General features: G+C 50.9%; 19 protein-coding genes. 5 read left to right on the top strand and 14 right to left on the bottom strand.

Going from position 1 to position 23,824, the window contains the following annotated elements:
- The first annotated feature begins 186 nt into the window (after nucleotides 1-186).
- Nucleotides 187-1,374 carry a BaiN/RdsA family NAD(P)/FAD-dependent oxidoreductase gene (locus HA49_RS17600; RefSeq protein ID WP_038015621.1) on the top strand — a complete coding sequence of 396 codons (1,188 nt, stop codon included), beginning with the start codon at nucleotides 187-189 and terminating at the stop codon, nucleotides 1,372-1,374.
- An 8-nt stretch (nucleotides 1,375-1,382) separates the two neighbouring features.
- Here HA49_RS17600 and HA49_RS17595 read toward each other — a convergent pair whose 3' ends face one another.
- Nucleotides 1,383-2,288 (bottom strand): LysR family transcriptional regulator, encoded by a 906-nt coding sequence (locus tag HA49_RS17595; RefSeq protein WP_038015822.1) that lies wholly within the window; start codon nucleotides 2,286-2,288, stop codon nucleotides 1,383-1,385.
- Nucleotides 2,289-2,400: 112 nt separating this feature from the next.
- Between HA49_RS17595 and HA49_RS17590 the strand changes: the two genes are divergently transcribed.
- Nucleotides 2,401-3,819, top strand: a complete 1,419-nt coding sequence (locus HA49_RS17590) for an aldehyde dehydrogenase family protein (RefSeq protein ID WP_038015618.1) — start codon at nucleotides 2,401-2,403, stop codon at nucleotides 3,817-3,819.
- A gap of 309 nt (nucleotides 3,820-4,128) precedes the next feature.
- On the opposite strand, the gene HA49_RS17585 is transcribed toward HA49_RS17590, so the two are convergent.
- From HA49_RS17585 to yczE, 4 genes are all read right to left on the bottom strand, one after another.
- The gene (locus HA49_RS17585) at nucleotides 4,129-4,446 is read right to left on the bottom strand and encodes a hypothetical protein (protein WP_038015615.1); all 318 of its coding nucleotides are present in this window, start codon (nucleotides 4,444-4,446) and stop codon (nucleotides 4,129-4,131) included.
- Nucleotides 4,447-4,543: 97 nt separating this feature from the next.
- Nucleotides 4,544-5,413, bottom strand: coding sequence for a helix-turn-helix domain-containing protein (locus HA49_RS20680; protein ID WP_052752542.1), 870 nt, complete (start codon nucleotides 5,411-5,413; stop codon nucleotides 4,544-4,546).
- A gap of 1,008 nt (nucleotides 5,414-6,421) precedes the next feature.
- Nucleotides 6,422-6,604 carry a DUF6404 family protein gene (locus tag HA49_RS22095; protein ID WP_038015610.1) on the bottom strand — a complete coding sequence of 61 codons (183 nt, stop codon included), beginning with the start codon at nucleotides 6,602-6,604 and terminating at the stop codon, nucleotides 6,422-6,424.
- 153 nt (nucleotides 6,605-6,757) lie between these two features.
- On the bottom strand, nucleotides 6,758-7,399 hold the full coding sequence (gene yczE / locus HA49_RS17565) for a membrane protein YczE (RefSeq protein WP_038015607.1): 642 nt from the start codon (nucleotides 7,397-7,399) through the stop codon (nucleotides 6,758-6,760).
- Nucleotides 7,400-7,491: 92 nt separating this feature from the next.
- Here yczE and yczR point away from each other — a divergent pair, with 92 nt between their 5' ends.
- Nucleotides 7,492-8,919 carry a MocR-like transcription factor YczR gene (gene yczR / locus HA49_RS17560; RefSeq protein WP_038015604.1) on the top strand — a complete coding sequence of 476 codons (1,428 nt, stop codon included), beginning with the start codon at nucleotides 7,492-7,494 and terminating at the stop codon, nucleotides 8,917-8,919.
- A gap of 20 nt (nucleotides 8,920-8,939) precedes the next feature.
- Here the strand turns inward: yczR and HA49_RS17555 are convergent, their stop codons facing one another.
- The 6 genes from HA49_RS17555 to HA49_RS17530 form a co-directional block, all read right to left on the bottom strand.
- Complete coding sequence (locus HA49_RS17555) at nucleotides 8,940-9,644, bottom strand: fimbria/pilus periplasmic chaperone (protein WP_052752541.1); 705 nt, start codon at nucleotides 9,642-9,644, stop codon at nucleotides 8,940-8,942.
- Complete coding sequence (gene ecpD / locus HA49_RS17550; protein ID WP_046791905.1) at nucleotides 9,613-11,277, bottom strand: fimbrial adhesin EcpD; 1,665 nt, start codon at nucleotides 11,275-11,277, stop codon at nucleotides 9,613-9,615. The genes HA49_RS17555 and ecpD overlap by 32 nt, the downstream gene beginning before the upstream one ends.
- Entirely contained in the window at nucleotides 11,264-13,759 is a 2,496-nt protein-coding gene (locus HA49_RS17545) for a TcfC E-set like domain-containing protein (RefSeq protein ID WP_046791904.1), read from the bottom strand. The genes ecpD and HA49_RS17545 overlap by 14 nt, the downstream gene beginning before the upstream one ends.
- Before the next feature lie 19 nt (nucleotides 13,760-13,778).
- The gene (locus HA49_RS17540) at nucleotides 13,779-14,453 is read right to left on the bottom strand and encodes an EcpB family pilus assembly chaperone (protein WP_038015601.1); all 675 of its coding nucleotides are present in this window, start codon (nucleotides 14,451-14,453) and stop codon (nucleotides 13,779-13,781) included.
- A 31-nt stretch (nucleotides 14,454-14,484) separates the two neighbouring features.
- Nucleotides 14,485-15,072 (bottom strand): common pilus major fimbrillin subunit EcpA, encoded by a 588-nt coding sequence (ecpA, locus tag HA49_RS17535; protein WP_038015808.1) that lies wholly within the window; start codon nucleotides 15,070-15,072, stop codon nucleotides 14,485-14,487.
- A gap of 806 nt (nucleotides 15,073-15,878) precedes the next feature.
- Nucleotides 15,879-16,811, bottom strand: a complete 933-nt coding sequence (locus HA49_RS17530; protein ID WP_038015598.1) for a LysR substrate-binding domain-containing protein — start codon at nucleotides 16,809-16,811, stop codon at nucleotides 15,879-15,881.
- Between the two features lie 104 nt (nucleotides 16,812-16,915).
- On the opposite strand from HA49_RS17530, the gene HA49_RS17525 reads away from it, so the two are divergent.
- The gene (locus HA49_RS17525) at nucleotides 16,916-18,292 is read left to right on the top strand and encodes an L-serine ammonia-lyase (protein ID WP_038015595.1); all 1,377 of its coding nucleotides are present in this window, start codon (nucleotides 16,916-16,918) and stop codon (nucleotides 18,290-18,292) included.
- Nucleotides 18,293-18,465: 173 nt separating this feature from the next.
- Here HA49_RS17525 and proP read toward each other — a convergent pair whose 3' ends face one another.
- Together proP and HA49_RS17515 are read right to left on the bottom strand one after the other, a co-directional pair.
- Nucleotides 18,466-19,941 (bottom strand): glycine betaine/L-proline transporter ProP, encoded by a 1,476-nt coding sequence (gene proP / locus HA49_RS17520; RefSeq protein ID WP_038015592.1) that lies wholly within the window; start codon nucleotides 19,939-19,941, stop codon nucleotides 18,466-18,468.
- A gap of 371 nt (nucleotides 19,942-20,312) precedes the next feature.
- Entirely contained in the window at nucleotides 20,313-21,224 is a 912-nt protein-coding gene (locus HA49_RS17515; RefSeq protein ID WP_038015806.1) for a LysR substrate-binding domain-containing protein, read from the bottom strand.
- Nucleotides 21,225-21,346: 122 nt separating this feature from the next.
- Here HA49_RS17515 and HA49_RS17510 point away from each other — a divergent pair, with 122 nt between their 5' ends.
- Complete coding sequence (locus tag HA49_RS17510) at nucleotides 21,347-22,723, top strand: MFS transporter (RefSeq protein ID WP_052752540.1); 1,377 nt, start codon at nucleotides 21,347-21,349, stop codon at nucleotides 22,721-22,723.
- 45 nt (nucleotides 22,724-22,768) lie between these two features.
- Here HA49_RS17510 and HA49_RS17505 read toward each other — a convergent pair whose 3' ends face one another.
- Nucleotides 22,769-23,548, bottom strand: coding sequence for an N-formylglutamate amidohydrolase (locus HA49_RS17505; RefSeq protein ID WP_038015588.1), 780 nt, complete (start codon nucleotides 23,546-23,548; stop codon nucleotides 22,769-22,771).
- Between the last annotated feature and the right edge of the window lie 276 nt (nucleotides 23,549-23,824).

The raw sequence follows: 23,824 nt of genomic DNA, 5'->3' as shown, positions 1-23,824 counted from the left end.
ATAAGTCCTTTCAGGAAAGAAAAATCTCTTTTTTTTTGCAGTAATGTGACAGATTCATGAAAGTTTAATTTTAAAAATACTTAAAAATTATAATGTTATGCGAAGCCCGGAGGTGTTAAGAAATTTTCAGTCTGGAGTCCGGCAACGCATATCTCTACAATCAGCCGTTTTTCGGGCGGGGGCGATATGGAAAAGTTTGACGTTATTGTGGTGGGTGCCGGTGCTGCCGGGCTGTTCTGTGCGGCACAGGCCGGGCAGCGAGGTCTGAAAGTCCTGGTGCTGGATAACGGTAAAAAAGCCGGCCGAAAAATCCTGATGTCCGGAGGCGGTCGCTGTAATTTCACCAATCTGTATACCGAGCCTGCCGCCTACCTGTCACATAATCCTCACTTCTGTAAGTCAGCACTTGCTCGCTATACACAGTGGGATTTTATTGAGCTGGTGGGTAAACACGGTATCGCCTGGCATGAAAAAACCCTCGGGCAACTGTTTTGTGATGATTCTGCCCAGCAAATTGTCGACTTGTTGCTGGCGGAATGTCAGAAAGGGCAAGTTACCCTGCGACTACGCAGCGAGATCCTCACCACCGAACGAGACGAGCAAGGTGAATACCGGCTAAACGTGAATGGTTCTGAAGTAAGTGCTCACAAACTTGTTGTCGCTTCCGGGGGGCTGTCGATGCCTGGCCTTGGGGCAACCCCCTGGGGTTATAAGATTGCTGAACAGTTTGGATTACGGGTATTCCCGACCCGTGCGGCACTGGTGCCATTTACGCTGCACAAACCGTTACTCGAACAGCTACAGACCCTTTCCGGCGTGGCACTGCCGGTGACGGTCACTGCGCAACAAGGCACACTGTTTAAAGAAGCCATGCTGTTTACTCACCGCGGATTGTCCGGGCCTTCGATGTTGCAGATTTCCAGCTACTGGCAGCCAGGTGAACGGCTGATGATTAATCTGTTACCGGAAATGGACCTGGAAGAGTTTCTCAATATCCAGCGCACCGCTCACCCTAATCTCAGTCTGAAGAACTGCCTGGCCAAAGTATTGCCTAAGCGCTTGACCGAAACACTACAACAGTTGCAGATAGTTCCGGAGTTGACGTTGAAGCAGTTGAACCACAAACAGCAACAGCAACTGGTGGAACAGCTGACCTGCTGGGCGGTGCAGCCTAACGGGACCGAAGGTTACCGGACTGCCGAAGTTACCCTCGGGGGAGTCGATACCGATAAGCTTTCTTCACGTACCATGGAAGCCCGCGATGTGCCGGGTCTCTACTTTATTGGTGAAGTGGTGGACGTGACCGGCTGGCTGGGAGGCTATAACTTCCAGTGGGCATGGAGCTCGGCCGCCGCCTGCGCCGGTGCGTTGTAGTGGTGGAGTTAACGGATTTGCTCATCATTGACTTCATGAATAATCGTGATTAATGCTTTCAGAGCGGCGGGAATATGCCGCCGTCCCGTATAGTACAGCGACACCCCGGGCAAAGTGGCGGCATAGTCGCCCAGTACACTCACCAGCTTCCCTGCATGTATATCTTCTTCGACATACCAGAGGGGGACTTGTGCAATGCCACAACGTTGTCTTACGGCCTCAAGCATCAGTTGCGGGGAATCGAGTATCAGTGGCCCTGACACATCCAGAGTGAAGGACTGAGCGTTCTGACAGAAATGCCAGCCAGAGGGTAATCCTCCCGGTAACCGGCTACGAATACAGGAGAATTGCCGTAAATCTGCCGGAAATTGCGGAGGCGCTGTCTGGCCAAAATATCCTGCTGCAGCCACCACGACCAGGGGAATTTCCCGTATCAGAGGTACAGCAATCATATCCTGTGGTAGCCGGGAGTCAGGGCGTATTCCGGCATCAAAACCCTCACTGACAATGTCTACCCGGCGTCCTTCGGTGACGATATCCAGACTAATGGCCGGAAACCGTTCGGTAAACCGCCGGAATACGGGAGCAAATACCATGAGTGCAGCCCCTAAAGAACTGTTGATCCGTAATGTACCTGACAACTGTGTATCGTCGCTGCTGGCTTCGTCCATCGCGTCGAGTAGTTGTCTGACCGCGGGTTCTGCCCGCGAAACAAAGCGTTGTCCGGCTTCGGTCAGCGAAACGCTGCGGGTTGTCCGGTGGAATAACCGAACCCCCAGTCTGGATTCCAACCCTGAAACCGCATTGCTGACTGCGCTAACAGACATATCCAGCTCTGTTGCCGCGCGGCGGAAGCCCTGATGTTTTGCGACTGCCAGTATGACGCTGAATTCAGCCAGACCGTTTTTTTGCATTGTTTCGGTTTTCGCGATGTTTCGATTCTGTCTGAACATATTATCAAAACAATCTTTCGCTGCCAGACTGTAGTTCCATGCTTATCAACCTAATCAGTTCGGGAGTACAGTGATGTGGCAGACAGAAGATGCCTATATTGATGGCAAATTTGTACCGGTCACCGGCAATGAAGTTATTCAAATTTATAATCCTTCCAACGGCAGGCTGATTGGCACGACCCGGCTGGCCAGTCGGGCTGATGCCCGGCAGGCAATACGGGCTGCTACAGTGGCGCAACCTTCTTTTGGATTGAGCACAAAGGCACAACGCCTGGAGATGTTGCAGGCACTTCATCAGGCGGTGCTGAAACATTCGGCAGCTATCTGTGAAGCTACCATTGAGGAATACGGAGGCCCGGTATCCCGTTCCCGCTGGGTCAGTCAGTACTCCGCACAGTGTTTTCTGAATGCAGCCCGGGTACTCGAAGAGTATCCGTTACAGCGAAAAGCGGGCGATGCGGAAATATTTATGGAACCGGTGGGGGTGTCGGCGCTGATTATTCCCTGGAACAGTACCGCGGGCACTCTGTGCAGTAAGCTGGCGTTTGCGATTGCTGCCGGGTGTACATCGGTTATCAAACCTAGCGAATTCAGTCCATTACAGAATCGTATAGTGGCAGAAGCATTGCATCAGGCTGGGTTGCCAGACGGGATATTCAATATTCTGTCCGGGCGGGGGGAAGAAGTCGGGGACGAATTGTCCGTCCATCCCCGGGTCGCTAAGATTTCGTTTACCGGTTCAACCGCGGTAGGGAAAATCATTGCCCGTGCAGCGATGGACAGTTGTAAGCGTCTGACGCTCGGGATGAGTGGTAAGTCAGCATCCGTATTACTGGATGATGCCGATATCGCGGTAGCGCTGCCAATGGTGCTGTCTGCGGCATTTATGAATAACGGACAGGCATGTGTTGCCGGTAGTCGCTTGCTGGTCGCTGAATCTCAACTGGAAATGGTCAGCCAACAGATTAAAAAGCGGGTGGATGAACTGAAGGTCGGAGATCCAGCCGATCCCCGCACAGTGATCGGCCCCTTATTCAGTCAGCGCCAGTACGATCGGGTACAGGAATTTATTCGTCGGGGAAGACAGCAAGGTGCCAGATTGCTGACGGGTGGGGAAGGTCATCCTGACGGACTGGAAAATGGCTTTTTTGTCAGGCCGACCGTATTTACCCGGGTCAGTAACGGGATGGATATTGCCCGTGAAGAAATCTTCGGTCCTGTCTTGTCTGTGATCAGTTACCAGGATGAAGCCGATGCGATACGGATTGCCAACGATTCCGATTATGGCTTACAGGCTTATGTCTTCAGTCAGGACCCGCAAAGAGCGTTACGGATGTCCAGGCAGCTTGATGCAGGAAGCGTATTGATTAACCGCATTGTGCCGGAACTGATGGCCCCTTTTGGCGGGGTTAAGCAGTCAGGAATAGGGCGGGAGTTGGGCATTTCAGGCCTGGAATCTTTTCTTGAGCCAAAGAGCGTGGTCACAGGTTAAATTTTACGGACTGAAGGTAGTGTAAAACCCTGCATAAATCAGTACGGGTGCGTGACCCGAAAGCCGCCTTCTAATGACAGAAAAAATATTTTCAGCCGCCCACCTGCCGGCAGTGCCGCCAGTGTAGGGCAGGCACTGTTTACGCAACGTTAACCCTTAATCAGGCAGCCTCATTGTTGGTCAGAGCGGGAAGAAAATTCCGGAGAGCGCGTTATCGACATCTGTATGAATGCCGAAAATATCCACCCTCTGAAACTGGAAAATATCAATCAATGCATCGTAACGCTCATTTTATTGCCAGGGAAACCGTTAGTTCATGGCGTAACACTTTGACGTTGCAACATTCTGGTCTGAACCGCTACCCGCGCCTTTTAGCAGGCAGAAAATATAATGTTTGTTCAGCCTGAGGGTGACCACCGGGCCATCAGAGGCCAGGGATGAGGCAATAATCTCACCTCCCTGGTTCAGCATCTGCTCCAGTGACTGGTTGACCGGGGACAGCCGGGTGGGATATTCCAGTGCATTGCCTGGTACTTTGGCTCCGGTTTCCGGTGGCCACTGAGCAGCGGCGGAGAATGAGGTCGCTGTAGCGAATGATAGCAGCAGAAGTGTGAACAGTTTTTTCATTTTCTGAAACTCCGGGGAAGTCAGTGAGTCAGTAGTAACATCGCCCGGTCCGAACGATGTATAGCGATACAGATAGCGGACATCCGGCCATCACTGGCTATAACAGCCAGTCCGGCTCTGTCATGACTGCCTGAGAGACGGGAATATAATAATTGCCGGAGAAAGTTTCTGGTAACGGCTGGTCAGGCTGATATTTGTGCTGACAGATAAAAATATCCTGGCCGTTACGGCGCGCTTCCGGGCGAAACGGCATCACATGCTGATAAATGGTGGCCTGCATATCCACAAACTGTTGCTGTGTCCCGGTAAAATTAAAGCGTAAAAACCGGCCTGATGCAGGTGGACGGATGATGATGTCCTGAGATGCCGTATTAAACGTCAAAGTAAACCGGACCTTGCCGCTCTCCGGGTCCGGTTCAAAATGTTCGGCGACACAACCAGGGAGTGAACCTTTTCTCATCGCCAGGATCTCCCCGACGATGCGTTCGCGATGAAGATGATGATAAGCAATATCTTCAAGTTCATTATGGTCACAGTAATAACTGAGGCTGGTTCCCCGGATAGCATCCGGCCCGCGGGTCACAACTTCTGCCTGGGGCAGTACGTCATTACAATGATGAGCTTTGGCGACCATACCGCGAAAATGCCATTCGTGGCTGCTGCGATATTGTCCCGGTGCACTACCGAAATGACGGGTAAATGCCCGGGTGAATGTCTGTTGTGAACTGAATCCCAGTAACTCACTGATTTCGACCGCAGGCATATCGGTCATTTTCAAAATCAATGCCGCTTTATTAAGTTTCCGGTAACGGATATAAGAGGCCAGCTGAAATCCGGTATCATCCCTGAACATACGTTGCAGATGCCATTTGCTGTAACCAGCTTTTGCCGAGACATCATCGATAGTGAGTTTTCCTTCCAGATTTTTTTCAATCCAGTCAATAAGATCACGGGTAAACGTATTCATTTAATTACTCCTTTAATGACCGGAATAATAATAGCGATAAAAATAGCGAATATCCATAATATAAATTTATTGATATTTCCAACAGGTTGTGGGCAATCCGATAAAATAATTCAACATTCAGTAAAATAAATTTTAATATTCAGCGCGGCCTTTGTTTAGCGGTCAATGGCTCCTGACATAAAAAATTACCAGCCAGTCCCCGGGGGAGGCCGAGGGACAAAAGTCTCGCTGTATCAATATTTTCTTCATTAATCAGAGAGTGATTATTATAAGCCTTTCTGAATCCCGACGGTCAGCCGGTACTGCATTCTGTCAGCCCGGGGACGGGACTTGCAGTTGTCACTCGTCTCCGGGCCTCTGCTGCGGACCCGCCAGTCAGTTATACAGGCAGTGATAATAATGCGAACGAATGAAAGTAAATAAATTGTTAAATACAGCAACCCTCGGCATGACTTCTGCCACTTCGCAGGAAATCTCTGTGTATCACGGGTGAAAACAAACGGCAAAATATCCCGGTTAATTTTATCTGCCCGGGTAAACTGACTTAAGCCATTTAGCGGGCAGTGTCATCTCGCCATCATTAGTTCTGCCGGTGAATAATAATGGCAGCCCGCGAGATTTTATCTGAACCCATTTATTCATTTTCGGATAATACAATTAATAAAAGAATATTATGAAAAACTCTCACTGAGTCATGATTTCTTCCGGGGATGCACCTGAAACTGTATCCGGTTATTCCGGAACGGTAAACGCTGGCAACCCTCTGCCTGTATCCGGGACCTGTGCATCGCCGGATGATGAACACAGGGATACCTGTCAGCAGAGGGCCGCTATTCTGAAAACATTTGGGGGAATTCGTCCGGCCAGTACCGGAGTTCAGGTCAACTTAATGTTGCGGACAGGACTGCTGGTCGAAATCGAAACCTATGCCATGAGCTTAACACCGGTGAACAGAGCCCCTGCCCGGGAAGGTAAATGCCCGGGCAGGATAATTTTACGGACAAATTGTTACCTCATATTCTTAACCAGCAACTGAAATACGGCATAAAGCAACCCTGAAATCAAGGAAACTGTGACGGCCCGTGGTATTTTGACGTGTGCTTTTTTCCATTGCCAGAACCACATTGCCAGTCCCCAGAACACCGCAAAAAAAACGGCACTGGAAATAAAACTGATGACGGTCTCTTTCATTGATTTCCCGTTATGGTCAAAACGATAGCCGTCCATACTACATGATTTTGGACGACTATCATTCGCTGAATTAACCAGGCAGCTTACAGTTGTTGAGGAGCAGCTGGTCATTCACCGGGAATATACGCCGGTTTGGCGGACAGGGTCTCGCGACTACGGAGTCTTTTCTGCATCAGACACCACCATAGCGGCTTGCTTATTGGGTTGCGGTGATATCAGATGTCTGCCTCGTCCGAACCAGGGCAGAAAGAACTGAATCATTGGTCCGATAGCCAGTGCATAAATAATCGTGCCTGGCCCGAAGTTACCGCCAAGAGCCCAGCCAATCAGTAAGACGGTGACCTCGATAGAGGTACGGATCAAGCGCAGCGACCAGCCGGTACGGCGGTGCAGGCCCGTCATCAGGCCGTCACGCGGGCCGGGACCAAATCCGGCACATATATACATCACCGTGGCGATGGCATTGAGAACAATGGCGGCGGCCAGCATCAGCCAGCGGGCTGTCAGGGAAGTCAGCGGCGGCATGACGGCCAGAGCGGCTGCCGCGGCCAGTCCCAGTACCACCACATTGCTGAGAGTACCCAGTCCGGGCCGCTGACGCAGAGGGATCCACAGCAACAGTACCAGGGCCCCGGTCACAATCATCACGGTTCCCACATTCGCTGAAAGGGTCTGCGCTACGCCCAGATGAAAGACATCCCAGGGGTCGGCACCCAGCCCGGTATGCATGTACATCCCGCAGGAAATTCCGTACAGCGTCAGGCCAAGGTAGAGTTGCAGTAATCTCTTCAACATCGTGGTTCTCATTATTTCCGGTTGACAGTGGACTGATTGTTATCTGAAATGGATTACTAATTAATAGCCAGTTAATAAAAAGTGGATCGCATATGTCGTCAAGACGGTTTGGTCATCAGTCACTGATTCAGATGCTCGGGCACTGGCAACAGACACCTTCACGGATTCCTTTATGGCAGCAACTGGCTGCGGCATTGCGCCTGCTGATTCTGGACGGACGTCTGGTACAGGGGACCCGGTTGCCTGGTGAACGAGAAATGGCCTCTGGCCTGAATATCAGCCGCACCACGGTTAGCAGTGCACTGACTCAGCTACGGGATCAGGGCTTCCTGCAAAGTCGCCAGGGAAGCGGCAGTCAGGTAGTGATCCCTGCCAACCGTGTGGCCGTAGCTGGCACAGCGCTTTCCGGCACTCAGTTGGATCTGTCAACGGCTTCTCCGGTGGCGGGACCGGAGATTCATCAGGCCTACAGCCATGCCATGGAACTATTACCAGGCCATTTGCAAACTTCCGGCTATAACCCGAAAGGCTTGCTGTCTCTGAGGGAATCAATCGCACAGCGTTATTGCCAGCGTGGTTTACCTACAACGCCGGAGCAGCTCATGGTGGTGAATGGTGCGGTCAGTGGACTGGCCCTGATACTGCGGCTGCTGGCAGGGCCAGGTGACAGGGTACTGGTTGATCATCCGACCTATCCGTCGGCACTGGCGGCCATTCGTGGGGCATCCTGTCAGGCGGTGGGGGTTCCTTTATTATCCGGGGGCTGGGATATTGCCGGGCTAAAAGCAACCATTGCCCAGACTTCCCCACGGCTGGCTTACCTGATTGCGGATTATCATAATCCTACCGGTTATTGCATGGATGAAGCCAGCAGGGCTGAGGTCACAGCGATTGCGGCCAGAACACATACACCGCTGGTCATTGATGAAACACTATCCGAACTTTGGTATCACCGGCCACCTCCCCTGCCGGTGGCCGCTTTTCCTGACAGTGAGAGAGTGATAAGCCTGGGGTCGGCGGCAAAAAGCTTCTGGGGTGGGTTGCGGATTGGCTGGATTCGGGCTTCATCTTCGCTGATTACCTCGCTGATACAAATCCGGGATTCGCTGGATTTAGGTTCACCGCTGCTCAGCCAGTTAGCGACCGGATGGCTGTTGGATAACAGTGAGCAGTTTTTGCCGCAGCGTCGTGCCATGCTGAAACAGCATCGTGATACCTGCCAGCGCCTGATGCAGGAGTATTTCCCCGAATGGCAGACACTGACTCCGGCAGGAGGGCTCTCTTTCTGGGTTGAACTGCCAGGTATGCAGTCCACCGGGTTTGCCGCGAGGGCCAGCGATGCTGGGATATTACTGGGAACCGGCACACGATTTGGCCTGTCAGGGGCGTTTGACCGTTACCTGCGTATGCCTTTCAGTGCAGATGAGCACACATTACGCCAGGCCTTTCAGCGGTTGCAGCCCTTGTGGGCGACGCTGCCGGACAGCAATGCTATTGCCGGTCATCGCCAGGTCTTCTGAAGAATGATGCGGAGCGCTAATTATTCCCCGGCGCAATTCTGGCGCAGAGGAATAAAACGCCCGGAATAAACCAGATAACTGCTGGCAGCACGGGCGAGTATCTGACTGGTGACCTGTCTGCCTGGCAGCAAATACCATGCCTGTTCCTGTTGTTCATTGCTTTGACAGTCCGGTTTGACCAGCAGTTTAAAATAAGTATTTCCGTTATTGATCAACCGGCCGATGCCGGGTTGCCACTGATAACTAAAGTTAATTTTTCTTGGGCGCACCACAAACAGTGTTTCAAGAATCACTTCCGGTTCCATACTGATCCGGCTGCCGGGTTTACCCGTCGCTGATGATTGTCGGGTTGGGATTTCATTAATCAGAATCCGGTAATAACGTTCTTTATTATCTGCAGGACCCCGGTAATAAAACCGGAAAATATCACTCTCTCCCGGCCGGAGAACCAGCGTTTTAGGTGAATAAAGCAACTCCCCGTCAACGGCAGGGAGTCGCTGTTCGTGGTCTGCGGGTTGTTGAATGGCATAGAGTGTGAGCTGGTACACCCGGGGAGTACGATTATTGTTGAGTACTTTCCTGGCGATAAAGTCGCGGTCAGCCGGCAGATCCAGCGTTAAATGAGCAGATGCAATCGCCAAGGCCGACACAGGTGGCAGGGCCAGGCTCCCCACCATCAGCCATAACCTCAGATTAGGGTAAATTTTTCCAGGTGGCTTTAACATGAATTTCTCCGGAGGAACTGACATCACCGAACCAGTTTTGGTTATCGATGGTGAGCTGTGAGCGGGGATCATCCATAGGTAATGAAAAAGTGATCCTGGTTTTATTAATCATCCCCTGATTACCATAGCTATCCTGCCAAGGTTGTGGCTGCCACAAAGCCTCAGTGATGTCATGCCATTGCGAATCACAGCCACCGGGAAGGCGTTTCAGGTTTCCGTTACGCGAGGTGAACGTTATCCAGCCAGGAAACGGGACCTGCAACTTCCCGTCAGCAGATGTAAACAGGCAATAACTCTTGCCTGAAATACTTACCTGTGGACCTGTGACCTTAATGGCGACGCTATCTGCGGCTGTTTTACCACTGGTCGTGATGAGATAACCAAAATTGAGAGAGGGCTTTCCTGCCCCAACCTGGCCGGTCTTCACAGGCAAGGGGGAATAATCATCAGAAATAATACTCACGCTCAGATCAGCGGGTTTTATCCGGATAGTATTTGATGCCGGAAACTCGTACCAGCCGGACTCTGGTACGCTGGCATTCTTCAGGTAAAAGCTCAGGAATTTTTGGGTATTAATATCATTCATGCCAAGTTGTATCATTTTTTTGAATAGAGACTGCGCAAAGAAAATATACAACGAGTTTGATTTTTTCATCTGCTCAAAGGTGTAGTAATACAGAGAACCACTGACGGGTTTCCACTGGTTGCCGTCGAGGCTGAATTGTAATTCATTTCTTTTGATAGCGGCTTCCAGAACAGGGTTTGTTACCACAGGGAAGATACGGATAGAAGAGTTGACTAGCCCTGAATTCTGCAACTGATAAGTGGCCATTTTACAGCTCAGGCCATCAATACCGTTGATTGTTTGTAATTTACAGTCTGTACTGTTGCCTCCCGGCACCGGTACGCCATCACTGGTAATCAATATTTCAGACAGGTTATTGGTATTGATAAACCGGATATGTGCAGCCTTAAGATAAGTCACGTTAGCCTGATACCATCGACCCGATGACTGTTCAGTACATCGCTGACCCGCAGCGGCATTGTAAGCGACCGGGGTTTCACAGGTATTGATGGTCAGGCTGAGTTTACCGCCCACCGGCATTTGCCCCAGATAGTAATAAAAACTGTCTGAGAGCAGGCCATGCATCCATTTAGCCCCTCCGGCAGGCACGTCTACCCCATAGAATCCTGAGGCATCACTGGCGCGGGGCGGGATCATGCTGGTGGATAAATCGCATCCTTTATACCAGTTGATGCAGCGTAGCCCGAGCAGGGGATAAGCAATGGGTTGATTTTCCAGCCACATATCAAAATAACGGCCATTGACCAACAGAGTATTGTGCCCGTTATCGATATAACCCAGGCTTTGCTGATCAATTCTGCCGGAGCCGGTATATTTTTTACTGGTCCAGTGATTACTGCCGGTGAGACGTGGATCAATCACCCCGCCCGGGGTGATAAAGTAGGTATCGTTGGTACTGTTTTCAATAAAAACAAAACTTGTCGGGGCTCTGTCGGGCCAGCGGGTGACCTTCAGTGTCGGGAAGCAGCAGGCACTGAACAACAACAGGAACCACAGAGACCCGCAGATAATTCTGCTGCGTTGATAGCGACGGTCAGTTTGCTGCATCGGTTAATCCCTCCGGAAGGCAGGTGGCATTCCCTATCCATACCGCCCCCCTGGCATTTTGCAGATCAGGGGCAACGCGGCATGATTGAGTTCCTGAACCAGCCCGGATAAGTGGCCGGTTCTTATCAATATCAATGACAAACTCTCCCTGGCTATCGGTATAGCTGCGGTGTGAACCATTTTGTATCAGAGTATTGGCCAGTGCCGCGCCATCCTGACGGTATAACCGACCAAAGACGGTAATTTGTTGTTGTATTTGTGGTTCAATGACTGCGACATTGCCGGGGTAGAGAGTCAACTGTTGTTTACGCTGGCGAGTGATTTGAAAACTGTCGGCAGACTGCTGGTTGTTCAGGATTTCAATGTCATAACGCACATAGGCTGGTAGCGGTAAGTAGCTCTGCGGGCCGCGTAGATCGAATGTCTGGCCATTAATACTGGCGCTTAACTGTTCATCTTTTTGCAGACCGGTCCTGAAGAGCACGCCGGCAGTATCTTCGGCATTGCTGCTGGCGGCCAGGGTATTGCCTTGCCAGCCAAGGCTGCCGCTTGCGGTCAGGCTGGAGCTAATATTACCTTCGGCGCTGCTGTTAACAGTGACAGTTCCTGCGGAATAGCGGTTATCAAAGCGTGCATAGCCTCCGCCACTCAGACGGTTATCGTTACGAGGATCCCCGGAGACGACCGTGGCCAGATTCGCTCCTGCGGCGCGTAAAGTCCCTGAAGTGAATTGCTGACGGGCGTCCAGATTGGCCAGGGTATAACCTTTCTGATGGGTCAAACCGATACTGAAAATCTGTCCAAATTGTAGTGAGAAGTCGAGAGCAATATATTTATTACTGCTGCTGCCATTATCACCATTATTAAATCGTTGTACCCCAAGCCTGAGACCCAGGGTTCCGGCGGCTCCGCTGAACAGTGTCTGATAATAATCTGCGGTATAATAATGGCTGCTATTCAGACGGTCGTCGTTGTAACTGGCGCTGAGAGTCCCGGCCGGGATTTGCCATGCGCTCAGATTCAGTGTCCCGCCAATGGCCCGGTTGCTGGCATCACTGCGTCTAAGCCGATGGCCTATGCGGGTAATTTCATGGTTCAGCCATAATGAGCTGAAACCGCCAGGCAGAGTGGTTGTCAGGCTGCTGAGAGTGCTATAGGAGTTATCATTGGCCAGCATCATCTGGTGGTTAACCGAGAAAGTCTCTGTGACCGGCAGAGAAAAACGGGTTTCACCAATCAGATTGCTGTCGTAGCTATAGCCACTGGCTGCCCAACTGAGTTGGCCAAAGGATCCTTGTCCTGATGATCCGATCAACAGGCTCCGCTTTCCAGGCAGCGAACGTCCTCCGGACACCTGCCAGCGTTCAGTATTCATCTGCCCGCCCCAGAATTGCCAGGCCAGCGGCCTGCCCGCAAGATTGTTACTATTAAATAATTTGTTGATCCTCTCAGTATGTTGACTTACTTCAGCGCCATTCACCATGACCACGATATCGACATCATAGAGCCCGTAAGGGAAATTACGGGTATCAACTTCATGGTTTCCCATGGTGAAGTTTTGCACGCTGATCAATTTCCCCTGGCGCGATATATGCACTTCTCCTGCTGCTGGCAGGAATACAATGACCGGTGTGACCGACTGACTGTTATCAAATACCGTCGATCGGGACTGATTTCCCCAGGAGAGACCATAAATTTTTCCGGCGGCCAGGGCGCTGACCGGCCCTAATGATTGCAGATTCCAGCTATCCAGCATTCCGGCAGCAAACCGATAGCCTGAAAAATCGCGTTCATAGAGTGTTTTATACAGGGTTGCGGTCTGACGACCACGGGCCGTGCCATATAATGCGCCATCGATAATCATATGGTGCTCGCTCAGGGAAGTGACATCATTGAAGGACAGGTAACCTGAGCTGCTATTTTGGCGATTACGGGCCTGATTATGATACATACCGAGGTTGTATCGGAGGCTGCTGCTCAGAGCACGGACATCCGATGCGCCTATATCCTGGCTTCTCTTCTGTAACCGCTCCCCCAGCGCCGAACGGTTAACCACTAATTGCAGAACCAGTTGTTGCAGATTCAGTTGCAGCCGAGCGTTGGCGGTAATCAGGATCTGAAACCGTTCGTCAAAAGGAATATCGGTGAGTTCACTCAGCTTCCGACGCACCAACTCACTGACTTCAGCATTATCCTGCTGCTCTTCGGGGTCGATAAAACGGACAATGATCTGCTGACCTTGCAGGCGGATAGCAGCATAACCCATTCGCTGATCATTGCTGCGATCTTTGTTGCCCAGCAAATGAAGTGATAATGGAATATTCATGCCCTCCTGCAGCGCCCGGGCAAATGCCGGGGGAATCAGCACATTGTTCACCTGCGATATCTCCCGGTCAGCAAATCCGGCTGCCGGTATCAGCGCCAGAACAATAAGCCCGGGCCGCAACAGCAGATAAAGCCGGTTAATTAGCGGCCGGGACATAGTTGGGCTCCCTGAAGTTCTATTTCACTGCCACAAATTTCCCGGCTTGCCACATGCCTATCCGGGCGCGTTTATCGGCCACATTGACCTGGCTGAACGTGCGGTTTCTGCCTGGTATCAGATAGTAATTTTCCCGGCAGGATGAACGGTCTGCCGCTTTGGCGCAGGGCCCATACGCAACGACACGTAATGTTGCATTACCGGTATTGGACAATTTGCCGTTCTGATAGAGGTAGGCGTAGTGTATCTTGCGCGGAGCAACCACCAGCAGGGTCCCGATTTGAGCAGAGGAAGTTGCAATGGCCTCCCTGACAGCTTTTTCCTGCGGAGCCTGACTGACTGACTGGTCCTTCCAGTTTATCCGGTAATAGCGCTCCTGATTATCGGCAGGGCCCTGGTAGAAAAAGCGTATCAGCTCTTTACTTTTCGCTGGCAATAAAATACTGGCGGGCGTCATTAATACTTCCTGCTGTGTTCTGCCCTGAGGATTTATTATCTTTCCGTCCGCGAGCGGTGATGATAACTTTTCAATTCGCAGGGTAATCAGACGACCATTATCGGTAGAGTTGGTAATTTCTTTACCAATACTTTTCTGGTCGCTGTAAATAAACGTTGTGATATCACCGACATCTAATGCCCGGCAGCAGGGAATAGCCGCAAATAACAGACTAAAACAGAATATTGGGTATTTCATCATCATTCCTTAAACCGGCCACAATAGTCAGTTAACTGGTCCAGACAGCATTAAACTGCACACTAATGTCCCCACTCCAGATTCCTTCCGGTAAACTACTGAAGTCAGTGACCTTAGTTTGACCATCGGTTGTGCCGTTAATAATTGAAAAAGTGAACTGGTCCTGAGCCATGGCCCGGCTATTTTGGTTAAATCCCTGCGATAAGCTACTCAGCTCACCGCCGTAAATCCCCCGGGCGGTATCAATCAGGGTGGTATCAGTGGTTTTATTGAGTAAAGTGCCATGATAATTAATACCTACCTGTAATGTTGAACCGGAATTATCTAACTGAGTCAGGGTGTCGGTTAATACACGGGATGTCAGCCGGAAGGCTGTTGATTCTTTATCCCCGTAAATGGTGACGTCAAATAGTCCTTGTTGGGTATTAAAGCCTTTAATACCTTCTGCATACTGAAAAGCCAGTGAACCCAGAGGGGTTACCACCAGTTTGCTGGTCGTGTCTTTTTTTGCTGTCGCAGACCAGCTTGCGACGGCCTGCGCGGTGGATTCTGATGCCTGAGAAGTCACGGGCAATAAAATAAATAAAAATACCATTCCGCTGAATATATTAAGTTTCATATCAAATCCCTGATAAATGAAAACATCAGCGCTACTCAGAGTTATCATTAACCCGTAGGCTGCATAGAGGAAATTATCCATAAAAAATTCTCATCCCTCAGTAAAGTCAGTCGGCTAATAAAATAAAATCCTGACGAGTGAGGGATACCATGACTTTAACATGTCAGAGATAGGGGTAAAAAGTGAATTAAATTTAACCGGGTGGGTTGTTTTTTTATTTTAAATATCATTGCGCGGTATATTTTTCTGTAGGTTATTATTCTTCAGAGAAGGTGGTTGCTATTATTTAAAGTTATAGTGCAGGTTTTTATGCCTCTGTTTTGAAAATAATTGTGGATTTTTCTGTGATCGCCGGTGAGTTTTAGTTAACAGGAGATAAAAGTCGGTAGTGGCCATAAATACAGAGGTTTTCTCGCCAGAATGAATGGATTATCCGGCCTGCGTTCGGGGTGGAATAATCCTATTCCTTAATATATTTTTGAATAAATCCTATTACCGAATGCCTGTTATGTTCAGTTGCCAGGGAAATAACCTGTCATTTTGGTGGCTATTCTGCGGACAATGACATTCAGAAACACCCCAAAATAAGCCATAAAAAGAAAAAAGGAAGAATTCGTGGGGATTAAAGATAAAATCTGCTTAATCATCGGAACACTGCAGCGGCGGCTTTGAAGCCCCTGTGATGACTTATCAACCAGGCACTCTCAAAATTTCAGGATGAAACGATGGCTCAGTACTGTCCGACAGTCTGGTCATTCCGGTGAACTGCCCTGGAAGCAGATCACTGTCGGACAATACCTTTCAGATTACAGAGCGATTTTCCTGTCGGACATTCTTGCCTGTTCCAGCAACCAGTCATAAATAGCCCGTTTTGCCGGTTCATTTAGCGTCCCTTCGCTGTAAGCCACCACGTACCTCTTTTTCACGTTGACCGGTGTACCAAACGGGATGATCAGTGAACCTTCCTCCAGATCTTCGTTGATCAGGTTTTTGCGGGCAATAGCCACGCCGATCCCCCGTTTAGCCGCATCGATAGTCAGATGATTGCGGTTAAATTTATGACCGCGGCGAACATCGATATCTTCTGCCCCGACGGCCTGTAAATAAAATGCCCATTCGGCATATTCATGGCTACCACGCCAGGCAGTGACATCATGTAATAACGGATAATGTTTCAGTTGGTTGACATCGGTCAGTGGCGGCCGGTTAATCAGTAAAGAAGGTGAGCATACCGGAAAAATCTCTTCTTCAAATAGTGGGGTGGTTATCAGCCCGGGGTAACTGCCGTCATTTAAATCGATGGCTAAATCAAAGTCATTACCGTGTAATGAATCACTGCTGTCTTCAGCGGTAATCCTTAATTCAATGTTAGGAAAATCATGCACCAGCGCGGGTAAACGTGGCATCAGCCATTTATTCAGAAATGACGGAATACACCGTAGTCGGAATTCACCGCTAATCCCGGCAGAATTGAGTAACCTTAACTCTTCAATGACCCTGCTGTGCATTTCATTCGCGACAACCGCCAGCCGCTGGCCCGGAGCGGTAAGTTCCAGACCTCTGCCGGCCCGGTGAAATAACAAAAATCCCAGTTTATCTTCCAGTTGCTTAATTTGCTGACTGATAGCGCCCGGCGTCACATTCAGTTCTTCGGCACAGCGGGTAAACGACATATGTCGGGCTGCACAGGCAAAAACCTGCAAGTGAGCATGCATCTGTGCGTTTGCAATTTTTTTCATCTGTCAGTCCTGCTAATCATTGTTTTAGGAAATATCGATTGTTGACGGCGTTCAATTAGCCCAGGCTAGCGCAATTCAGGAAAACCGTCCTCAAGGATATTGTTATGGCTATTAGCGTCTTCGACTTATTTAAAGTCGGTATTGGTCCTTCCAGTTCACATACTGTCGGCCCTATGAGAGCGGCGGCGTTATTTGTGAAGCAGCTTCAGGAAAACGGCCAGTTGTACGATACCTGCCGGGTGGTTGTCCGTCTCTGGGGATCGTTATCGGCAACCGGCGTAGGTCATGGCAGTGATCGCGCCACTATAACCGGGTTAACCGGAAAATGGCCAGATGAGGTCGATCCTCTGGAGGCGCAGCAGGAAATTGAGCAATTGCTGGAAACCGGTACCTTGTTGCTGGCAGGGTGTCACCCCATCCGTTTTAACTGGGCTCAGGATATGCAACTGCGGGATGAGTTTCTGCCTTATCATCCTAATGCTATGACATTACTGGCTTTTTTCAATAATGGTGACAGTGTTCAGACGACCTATTATTCGGTGGGCGGCGGTTTTGTGGTGGATGAACAGCAGGCTTTGCAGGGGGAGGCAGCCAGCGAACAGACGTTGTTGCCTTACGATTTCTCTTCTGCGGCAGAACTGCTGGTACTGTGCCGCCGTGAAGGGTTGTCGGTATCGCAACTGATGATGGAAAACGAAAAAGTCTGGCGCAGCACAGAAGAAACAGAGCAGGGGATTATGCTGCTCTGGGAGGAGATGCAGTCCTGCGTCCGGCGCGGGCTGTCGTCGTCAGGGATATTACCCGGAGGGCTGAAGGTCCGCCGGCGGGCACATTCCCTTCATCAGTCATTGATTGCGGCCAGCCAGCCAAATGTCATTACCTCCACCCTGTCCGCAATGCAGTGGGTGAATCTGTTTGCACTGGCGGTCAATGAAGAGAATGCCGCGGGCGGGCGGATGGTGACTGCACCGACCAATGGAGCCGCAGGGATTATTCCGGCAGTCCTCCATTACTACATGCAGTTTTCCGGCGCGCCGGCGCCGGGGGATGTGGTACGTTTTTTCCTGGCCGCTGCTGCTGTGGGTATTTTGTGTAAAAAAAATGCCTCTATATCCGGTGCCGAAGTGGGCTGCCAGGGGGAAGTGGGTTCGGCATGTGCCATGGCGGCAGCCGGGCTAGCCGAAGTTCTGGGGGGGACTCCCGCTCAGGTGGAAAATGCTGCGGAAATTGGGCTGGAACACAATCTGGGGCTGACCTGTGACCCGGTCGGCGGTCTGGTACAAATCCCCTGTATTGAACGCAATGCTATCGCTGCGGTGAAAGCGATTAATGCCGCACAAATGGCACTCAGTGGCGATGGCTCACATATTATTTCTCTGGATTCTGCTATCCGCACCATGCGGGATACCGGGAAAGATATGCATGAAAAATATAAAGAAACTTCCCGTGGTGGGCTGGCCGTTAACTATGTTGAGTGCTGAGCCAGGCAAAAATACACGTTGTAAGGGTTGCTGAAACAGGTAAGAGAGAAGCGTGACGGTGGCGTGGTTAACGCAAAATAGTCAGGAGGGGGGGTAGTATGGACAGGGAAAGGGTGGGCAAGGGTGGTAAACAGGTTTCACACCGGACTGAGCGGTGTGAAACCTGGCGAGAATTATTGCGCAGGAGTCCGGGGTTCAGCGTTTTTCTTATTACGGCGCTGCAGCTTTTTGATAAGCAGCATGGCTTCCGCTTTGGTGGCTACCGCAGGGGTGGAACCACGTAATGGTTTACGTGCAGTCTCACGCAGGGTAAATACGGTAATCAGGCCAATGACACCCGCAGCCATCAGATAATAGGCCGGCACCATGACATTATGTGTTTTATCTACCAGCCAGGCGGTCAGTAACGGAGTGGTCCCACCAAACAGTGATACCGACACATTAAAGCCAATCGCCAGTGCGCTGTAGCGGATATCTGTGGTAAACAGTGCTGGCAGCGTGGCAGGCATGGTTCCACTGAAACAGGTATGTACCACACCCAGAATAATCAGCCCGGCGAACACACCCCACATACTTCCGGAGCCAATCAACATCAGGCAAGGGATAGAAAGCACCAGCAGACCGATAGCACCGCCCGCAATCACGGGACGACGGCCAACTCGGTCGGTCCAGTGGCCCCAGAACAGGGTCAGTGGCATCATCACAAACATCACCACCATCACCAGTAACAGGCTGCTCAGTTCGCTCAGACCAAGGATACCGGTCAGATAGCTTGGCATGTAAGAGGTCAGCATATAGTTGGAGACATTGAACAGTAATACCAGGCCGATACATTTCAGCATCTGTGCACGGTATTTATTCAGCATCTGCCATAAATTCAGCCGGGGTTTACTGTGTTCCAGGGCTTCCTGTTTTTCCATATGTTGCTGGAACGCCGGAGTTTCTTCCAGCTTCAGACGGACATATAACCCAAACAGACCCAGGGGGGCGGCAATAAAGAATGGGATTCTCCAGCCCCAGTCCAGCATCGTTTGTGCCGGCATGACCGAAGTCAGCAGCGTGACCAATCCGGCGCCCAGCAGATAACCCCCCAGGGTACCAAACTCCAGAAAGCTGCCCATAAATCCGCGACGGTTATCGGTAGAGTATTCGGCAATAAATGTCGCCGCTCCGCCGTACTCTCCGCCGGTCGAAAAGCCCTGTAACAACCGGGCTGCCAGCAGCAGCAACGGTGCCATAATACCAATACTGTCATAAGAAGGGATTAGCCCGATACAGAAGGTACCGATAGCCATCATAATCATGGTAATCGCCAGGATACGCTGGCGACCATAACGGTCACCTAACGGACCAAATACCAGCCCACCCAGCGGGCGGACCAGGAAGGCGGCCGCAAAAGTACCAAAGGTCGCAATCAGCTGAGCAGTGGCACTGGCATCAGCAAAGAACACTTTACCAATAGTCACCGCCAGGTAGCTGAATACGCCAAAATCAAACCATTCCATGGCGTTACCCAGTGCCGCAGCGCCCACGGCGCGTTTCAGCATATCGTTATCGACGATGGTAATATCATCGACGGTCAGTTCTTTTTGTTTTTTATTCCAGAAATGTTTTTTCTGTTTTTCGGTGCTGTTGCTGGTGCTCGTCATACAGTCCTCAGTAACGTGGTCAATGAGGGCGCCTTATAGCTTTCGTTGCCATGGAGAAAACAGGAAATAAAGAAGGGAAAGAAAGCTATAAGAAGCCAAAAGAATAAGGCCAAAAAAATATCGACATAAATCGATATATATTTACCTTAGTATAAAACTGTGACGGGTTTCAAGTTTCGGGCTAAAATAGCTAAATGTATTCCTGGGAACAGAATTATATTTTGATATTTATCGATTATACAGGTTAATTGCCTGGAGTTATGGGCGAAGTTTGCGGGAGATATATTTTCCCCGCGTAGATAAAATTATCACAAATATTTTCACGCTGACAAGTGCGTTTTTACGTGGAATGACGTAGGGCTATGCCCTGATTATTTCAGGGAATTTGCAGACCGCGCTGTTGAAAATTCCTCTGCCAGCCAGCGGGATAATTGCTGTATCTCCGGCCACTGTTGTTTCTCCGGGCTGGTCACAAAATAATATTCTCCCCCGGGTAGACTCTGCGCTAAAGGCGCCTGCAATATCTTCTTATTCAGCGCATCTCTGGCCAGTAATTCACTGGCAATGAGTACGCCCTGGCCGGCAATCGCTGCCTGTAAGGCGTGACTTTCATCATTGAAATGTATTCCCGCCTGGATATCGAGTTCTGCCGGGCCAAATACCTGTTGCCAGTGTTTCCAGTCAGGTGAAGGCTGAGGTATTTGCCGGTTATCTATATGAAACAGAGTCTGATGTCGCAGGTCATCATTCCCGGTGATGGCCAGCGAAGGGCTGGCCACCAGAATAAAACGGTCCCGGCACAGCAGCGTATTGGCCAGGGACGGGTTCACGTGCTGGCTGTAGCGTATTGCGCAGTCGGCCAGTGAACCACGGATATCCACCACAGCGGTGCTGGTGTGCAGGTGGAGTTCGAGATCAGGGCAGGAGATTTTTAGAGAGGGTAACCGGGGGATCAGCCAGTGAGTCATAAAATTTGAGGTGGTACTCAGGGTCACTGCTCCCCGGGGGCGCGGCAAAGTAATTTCTTCAACCGCCTGCCGTAGTGTGGAAAAGGCAGCAGAGGTCGCACGGAACAATATGGCTCCGTCATGAGTCAGGGAGACTCCTCTTGCGGAGCGCTCAAACAACCGGCATTGCAGCGACTCTTCCAGGGTGCGGATCTGGTGGCTGATCGCCGTAGGTGTCACGCCAATATCGTCACCGGCCAGCTTGAAACTTAAAAGTCTGGCCACCGCATCAAAAGCACGCAGAGAAAGTAACGGTGGCAGTCTGGTGGGCTTCATAGCTGAATTAAACTCATCTTTAAATGAAATATATGATTTTGTCATCCAGTATAGCAAAGCATTAATCTGTTCTCCGGAACATTCAATCATGAATTTTATTCATTTTTATGACGGAGAGAGAGATGCATCCTGGTATAAGCCCATGGTCTGGCAGGCCGTCCACTTTCGCCAGGGTTGTCCCCGGTCTGGCACAGGCAATGATTGCACTGGATTATGCGGTAATGTTTGTGGCATTGCCGGTAATTACCCGTCAACTGCAACTCAGTAGCGCGGAAGCTACGGGCATTATGGCGGTATATGGGCTCTGTTTTGCGGCATTTTTACTGGCGGGTGGAGCCGTATGCGATCGGGCGGGCGCAAGGTTAACGTTCAGCATGGCGATGGGTCTGTTTATGCTGGCTTCCGTTGCCGGGGCGCTGGCGTACCGGCCGGAATGGTTACTGGTGGCACGGGCGTTACAGGGCGTAGCCGCTGCCTTTATGCAACCGTCAATTCTGGCGCTGATGGCAGGTCGTTTTGCAGGCAAAGCGTACCGGCAGGCGTTGACAGTCTGGAGTGCTACCGGCGCCCTGGGATTAGTGGCCGGAGTGATACTGGGCGGGATATTCAGTCAGCTCTACTGGCCACTGATATTTTTAATGAATATCCCGGCAGGTACGCTGATCCTGTGGCTGGTATGGCGACATTTTCCAGTGCTACCGCGTCCTGAAACCCGGGTGCTTTTCACGCCAGGAGCCTTAGTCGGTAGTGCGGCGGCAGGTTGTCTGGTTCTGGCTTTACTACGGCTCAGTCAGGACGGTGGGCCTGATTATCTGCTGAACCGGCTGGCAGCCGTGCTGACAGGGGGTTTTTTTTTGCACGAAAAATGGTCGTCACGGCCACTGATATCCCCGGCGTTAAGACGGCAGGCTTCGTTTCAGGCCAGCTGGCTGGCCAGTGCCTGTTATATGGCCAGTGCCGGTAGTCAGTTTTACCTGCTGACTTTGCTCTGGCAGCAATATTACCATTTCAGTGCCCTGCAGACGGGGATGCTATTTGTCCCCCTGGCGGTGTTAATTATCGCCGGTAACCGTGTTTATCGTGGTTTATCGGGCCGATACCGTGCGCCGCAACTGCTATGCATGGGTTTTTTAATCTGCGCTGCAGGGTTTTACCTGCAGGGAAGCGAGGCGTTGAGTCAGCAATCGCTGTGGTTTGTAGTCGGGGTGATCCTAAGCGGTCTCGGTCATGGCATGGTCTATCCGGCGATATTCAGTCTGGGTCTTAGCGGGGTCGCCACGGATTCACAGGGGCGCGCCAGCGCGGTGATTGTCACCAGCCAGTATCTGAGCGGGGCGATCACTTTAGCGGTTCTCGGCGTATTCCCGGGCAAAGGGCAGAACGCCAGCGAATGGCAACAGGCATTTCAGTGGCTGACCTGGGCCGCCATGGCTGGCATGGTGGTGGCAATGAATGTCGGGAAAACCGAACAGACCGATGAATATTCACAGGTCAGATAGCCCCCGGGTCGACGGGGACGAAAAATGCAGATTCACTCTGAAGGGTTAGTTTGCTTCGCCAGGATAGTTGCTCCAGGCTTCACGGAACAGAAGATCGAGATCTTTTGCCCAGCGTTGTTGCCCTTCACTTTCGGCAATTAAATCCTGACGTAATTCAATTTCAACCGCAGGAATCCCGTTCTTTTCGGCATGTTGTGGCAGCGCGTAATCAGTGGCATCCGAGACCGAATACGGTTCGTTATCACCAATTACCCATTGATTACGTTGATGCAGACTTTTCAGTAAGGCATGTGGATAGGCTTTCAGACGGTTGTATAAAACGCCGATATGCCACGGGCGGGCAACGCCAAGATAGACCGGGGTAAAGCTGTGCATGGCCAGAATACAGGTGGTCTGGCCGCGCTGGCGTCGTTGTTCCAGGATCTGCCGGATCTGATCGTGATAGGGGGTGAAGATCTCCCGGCAACGGGCTTCTTTTTGTTGCGCGGAGATCCCTTCATTGCCAGGGATCACCGTATCTTCAGATAACAGCGGGATGGAACTTTCCACCCCCGGGGTCCGGTTGCAGTCGATCACCAGTCGTGAATAGGTCTGAGAAACCAGTGTCGCGTCTAGTGACTGACTGAGAAGTGTTGAGACCGCGAGTGCGCCAATATCCCAGCCAATGTGCCGCTGAATATCAGACTCTTTCAGGCCAAGGCTCCCGAGCCGACGTGGGATCTGCTTTCCTGCATGGTCGCACAGGATGAGAAAGGGTGAGGTGCCTTCAGGATTGGTCACTGTAAAGGCGGCAGGTTCATCCGGATATAAAAGCGGTTCAGACACAGTGTAAAACTCCGTAGTGATAAAAAATCGCCGGGGTGGTCAGCTTTCTGCCAGCCGACCGCCGGGGTCATTCATTCAGCCGTAGTAGTGCGTTAGAGACAGATGCCAGCCAGCGATCCACAAAGTATGCTGAGGAGGGTAGGCCGGTACTGTGCATCTGACTCTGTCAGTGTGCCGCCGGGCAACAATTTATACCAGCAGAACCCAGGTTTTTCTCTTAAGGTACTAACATTAACCGGCTTAAGTATGCGATAACCTCGCTGACCGGCTGTTGCT

The sequence above is a fragment of the Tatumella morbirosei genome, assembly GCF_000757425.2.
GTDB classification, from domain to species: domain Bacteria; phylum Pseudomonadota; class Gammaproteobacteria; order Enterobacterales; family Enterobacteriaceae; genus Tatumella; species Tatumella morbirosei.
The sequence above is the reverse complement of the archived record's forward strand: the minus strand, read 5'-3'. Positions and strand labels throughout refer to the sequence as shown.

Coding starts and splice junctions, on each gene's coding strand:
- HA49_RS17540 (WP_038015601.1), bottom strand. CDS start 14,453: ATGAAATACCCAATATTCTGTTTTAGTCTGTTATTTGCGGCTATTCCC.
- ecpA (WP_038015808.1), bottom strand. CDS start 15,072: ATGAAACTTAATATATTCAGCGGAATGGTATTTTTATTTATTTTATTG.
- yczE (WP_038015607.1), bottom strand. CDS start 7,399: ATGTTGAAGAGATTACTGCAACTCTACCTTGGCCTGACGCTGTACGGA.
- HA49_RS17545 (WP_046791904.1), bottom strand. CDS start 13,759: ATGTCCCGGCCGCTAATTAACCGGCTTTATCTGCTGTTGCGGCCCGGG.
- HA49_RS17530 (WP_038015598.1), bottom strand. CDS start 16,811: ATGAAAAAAATTGCAAACGCACAGATGCATGCTCACTTGCAGGTTTTT.
- HA49_RS22095 (WP_038015610.1), bottom strand. CDS start 6,604: ATGAAAGAGACCGTCATCAGTTTTATTTCCAGTGCCGTTTTTTTTGCG.
- HA49_RS17555 (WP_052752541.1), bottom strand. CDS start 9,644: ATGTTAAAGCCACCTGGAAAAATTTACCCTAATCTGAGGTTATGGCTG.
- proP (WP_038015592.1), bottom strand. CDS start 19,941: ATGACGAGCACCAGCAACAGCACCGAAAAACAGAAAAAACATTTCTGG.
- HA49_RS17595 (WP_038015822.1), bottom strand. CDS start 2,288: ATGCAAAAAAACGGTCTGGCTGAATTCAGCGTCATACTGGCAGTCGCA.
- yczR (WP_038015604.1), top strand. CDS start 7,492: ATGTCGTCAAGACGGTTTGGTCATCAGTCACTGATTCAGATGCTCGGG.
- HA49_RS17600 (WP_038015621.1), top strand. CDS start 187: ATGGAAAAGTTTGACGTTATTGTGGTGGGTGCCGGTGCTGCCGGGCTG.
- HA49_RS17590 (WP_038015618.1), top strand. CDS start 2,401: ATGTGGCAGACAGAAGATGCCTATATTGATGGCAAATTTGTACCGGTC.
- HA49_RS17515 (WP_038015806.1), bottom strand. CDS start 21,224: ATGAAGCCCACCAGACTGCCACCGTTACTTTCTCTGCGTGCTTTTGAT.
- HA49_RS17525 (WP_038015595.1), top strand. CDS start 16,916: ATGGCTATTAGCGTCTTCGACTTATTTAAAGTCGGTATTGGTCCTTCC.
- HA49_RS17510 (WP_052752540.1), top strand. CDS start 21,347: ATGCATCCTGGTATAAGCCCATGGTCTGGCAGGCCGTCCACTTTCGCC.
- ecpD (WP_046791905.1), bottom strand. CDS start 11,277: ATGCAGCAAACTGACCGTCGCTATCAACGCAGCAGAATTATCTGCGGG.
- HA49_RS20680 (WP_052752542.1), bottom strand. CDS start 5,413: ATGAATACGTTTACCCGTGATCTTATTGACTGGATTGAAAAAAATCTG.
- HA49_RS17585 (WP_038015615.1), bottom strand. CDS start 4,446: ATGAAAAAACTGTTCACACTTCTGCTGCTATCATTCGCTACAGCGACC.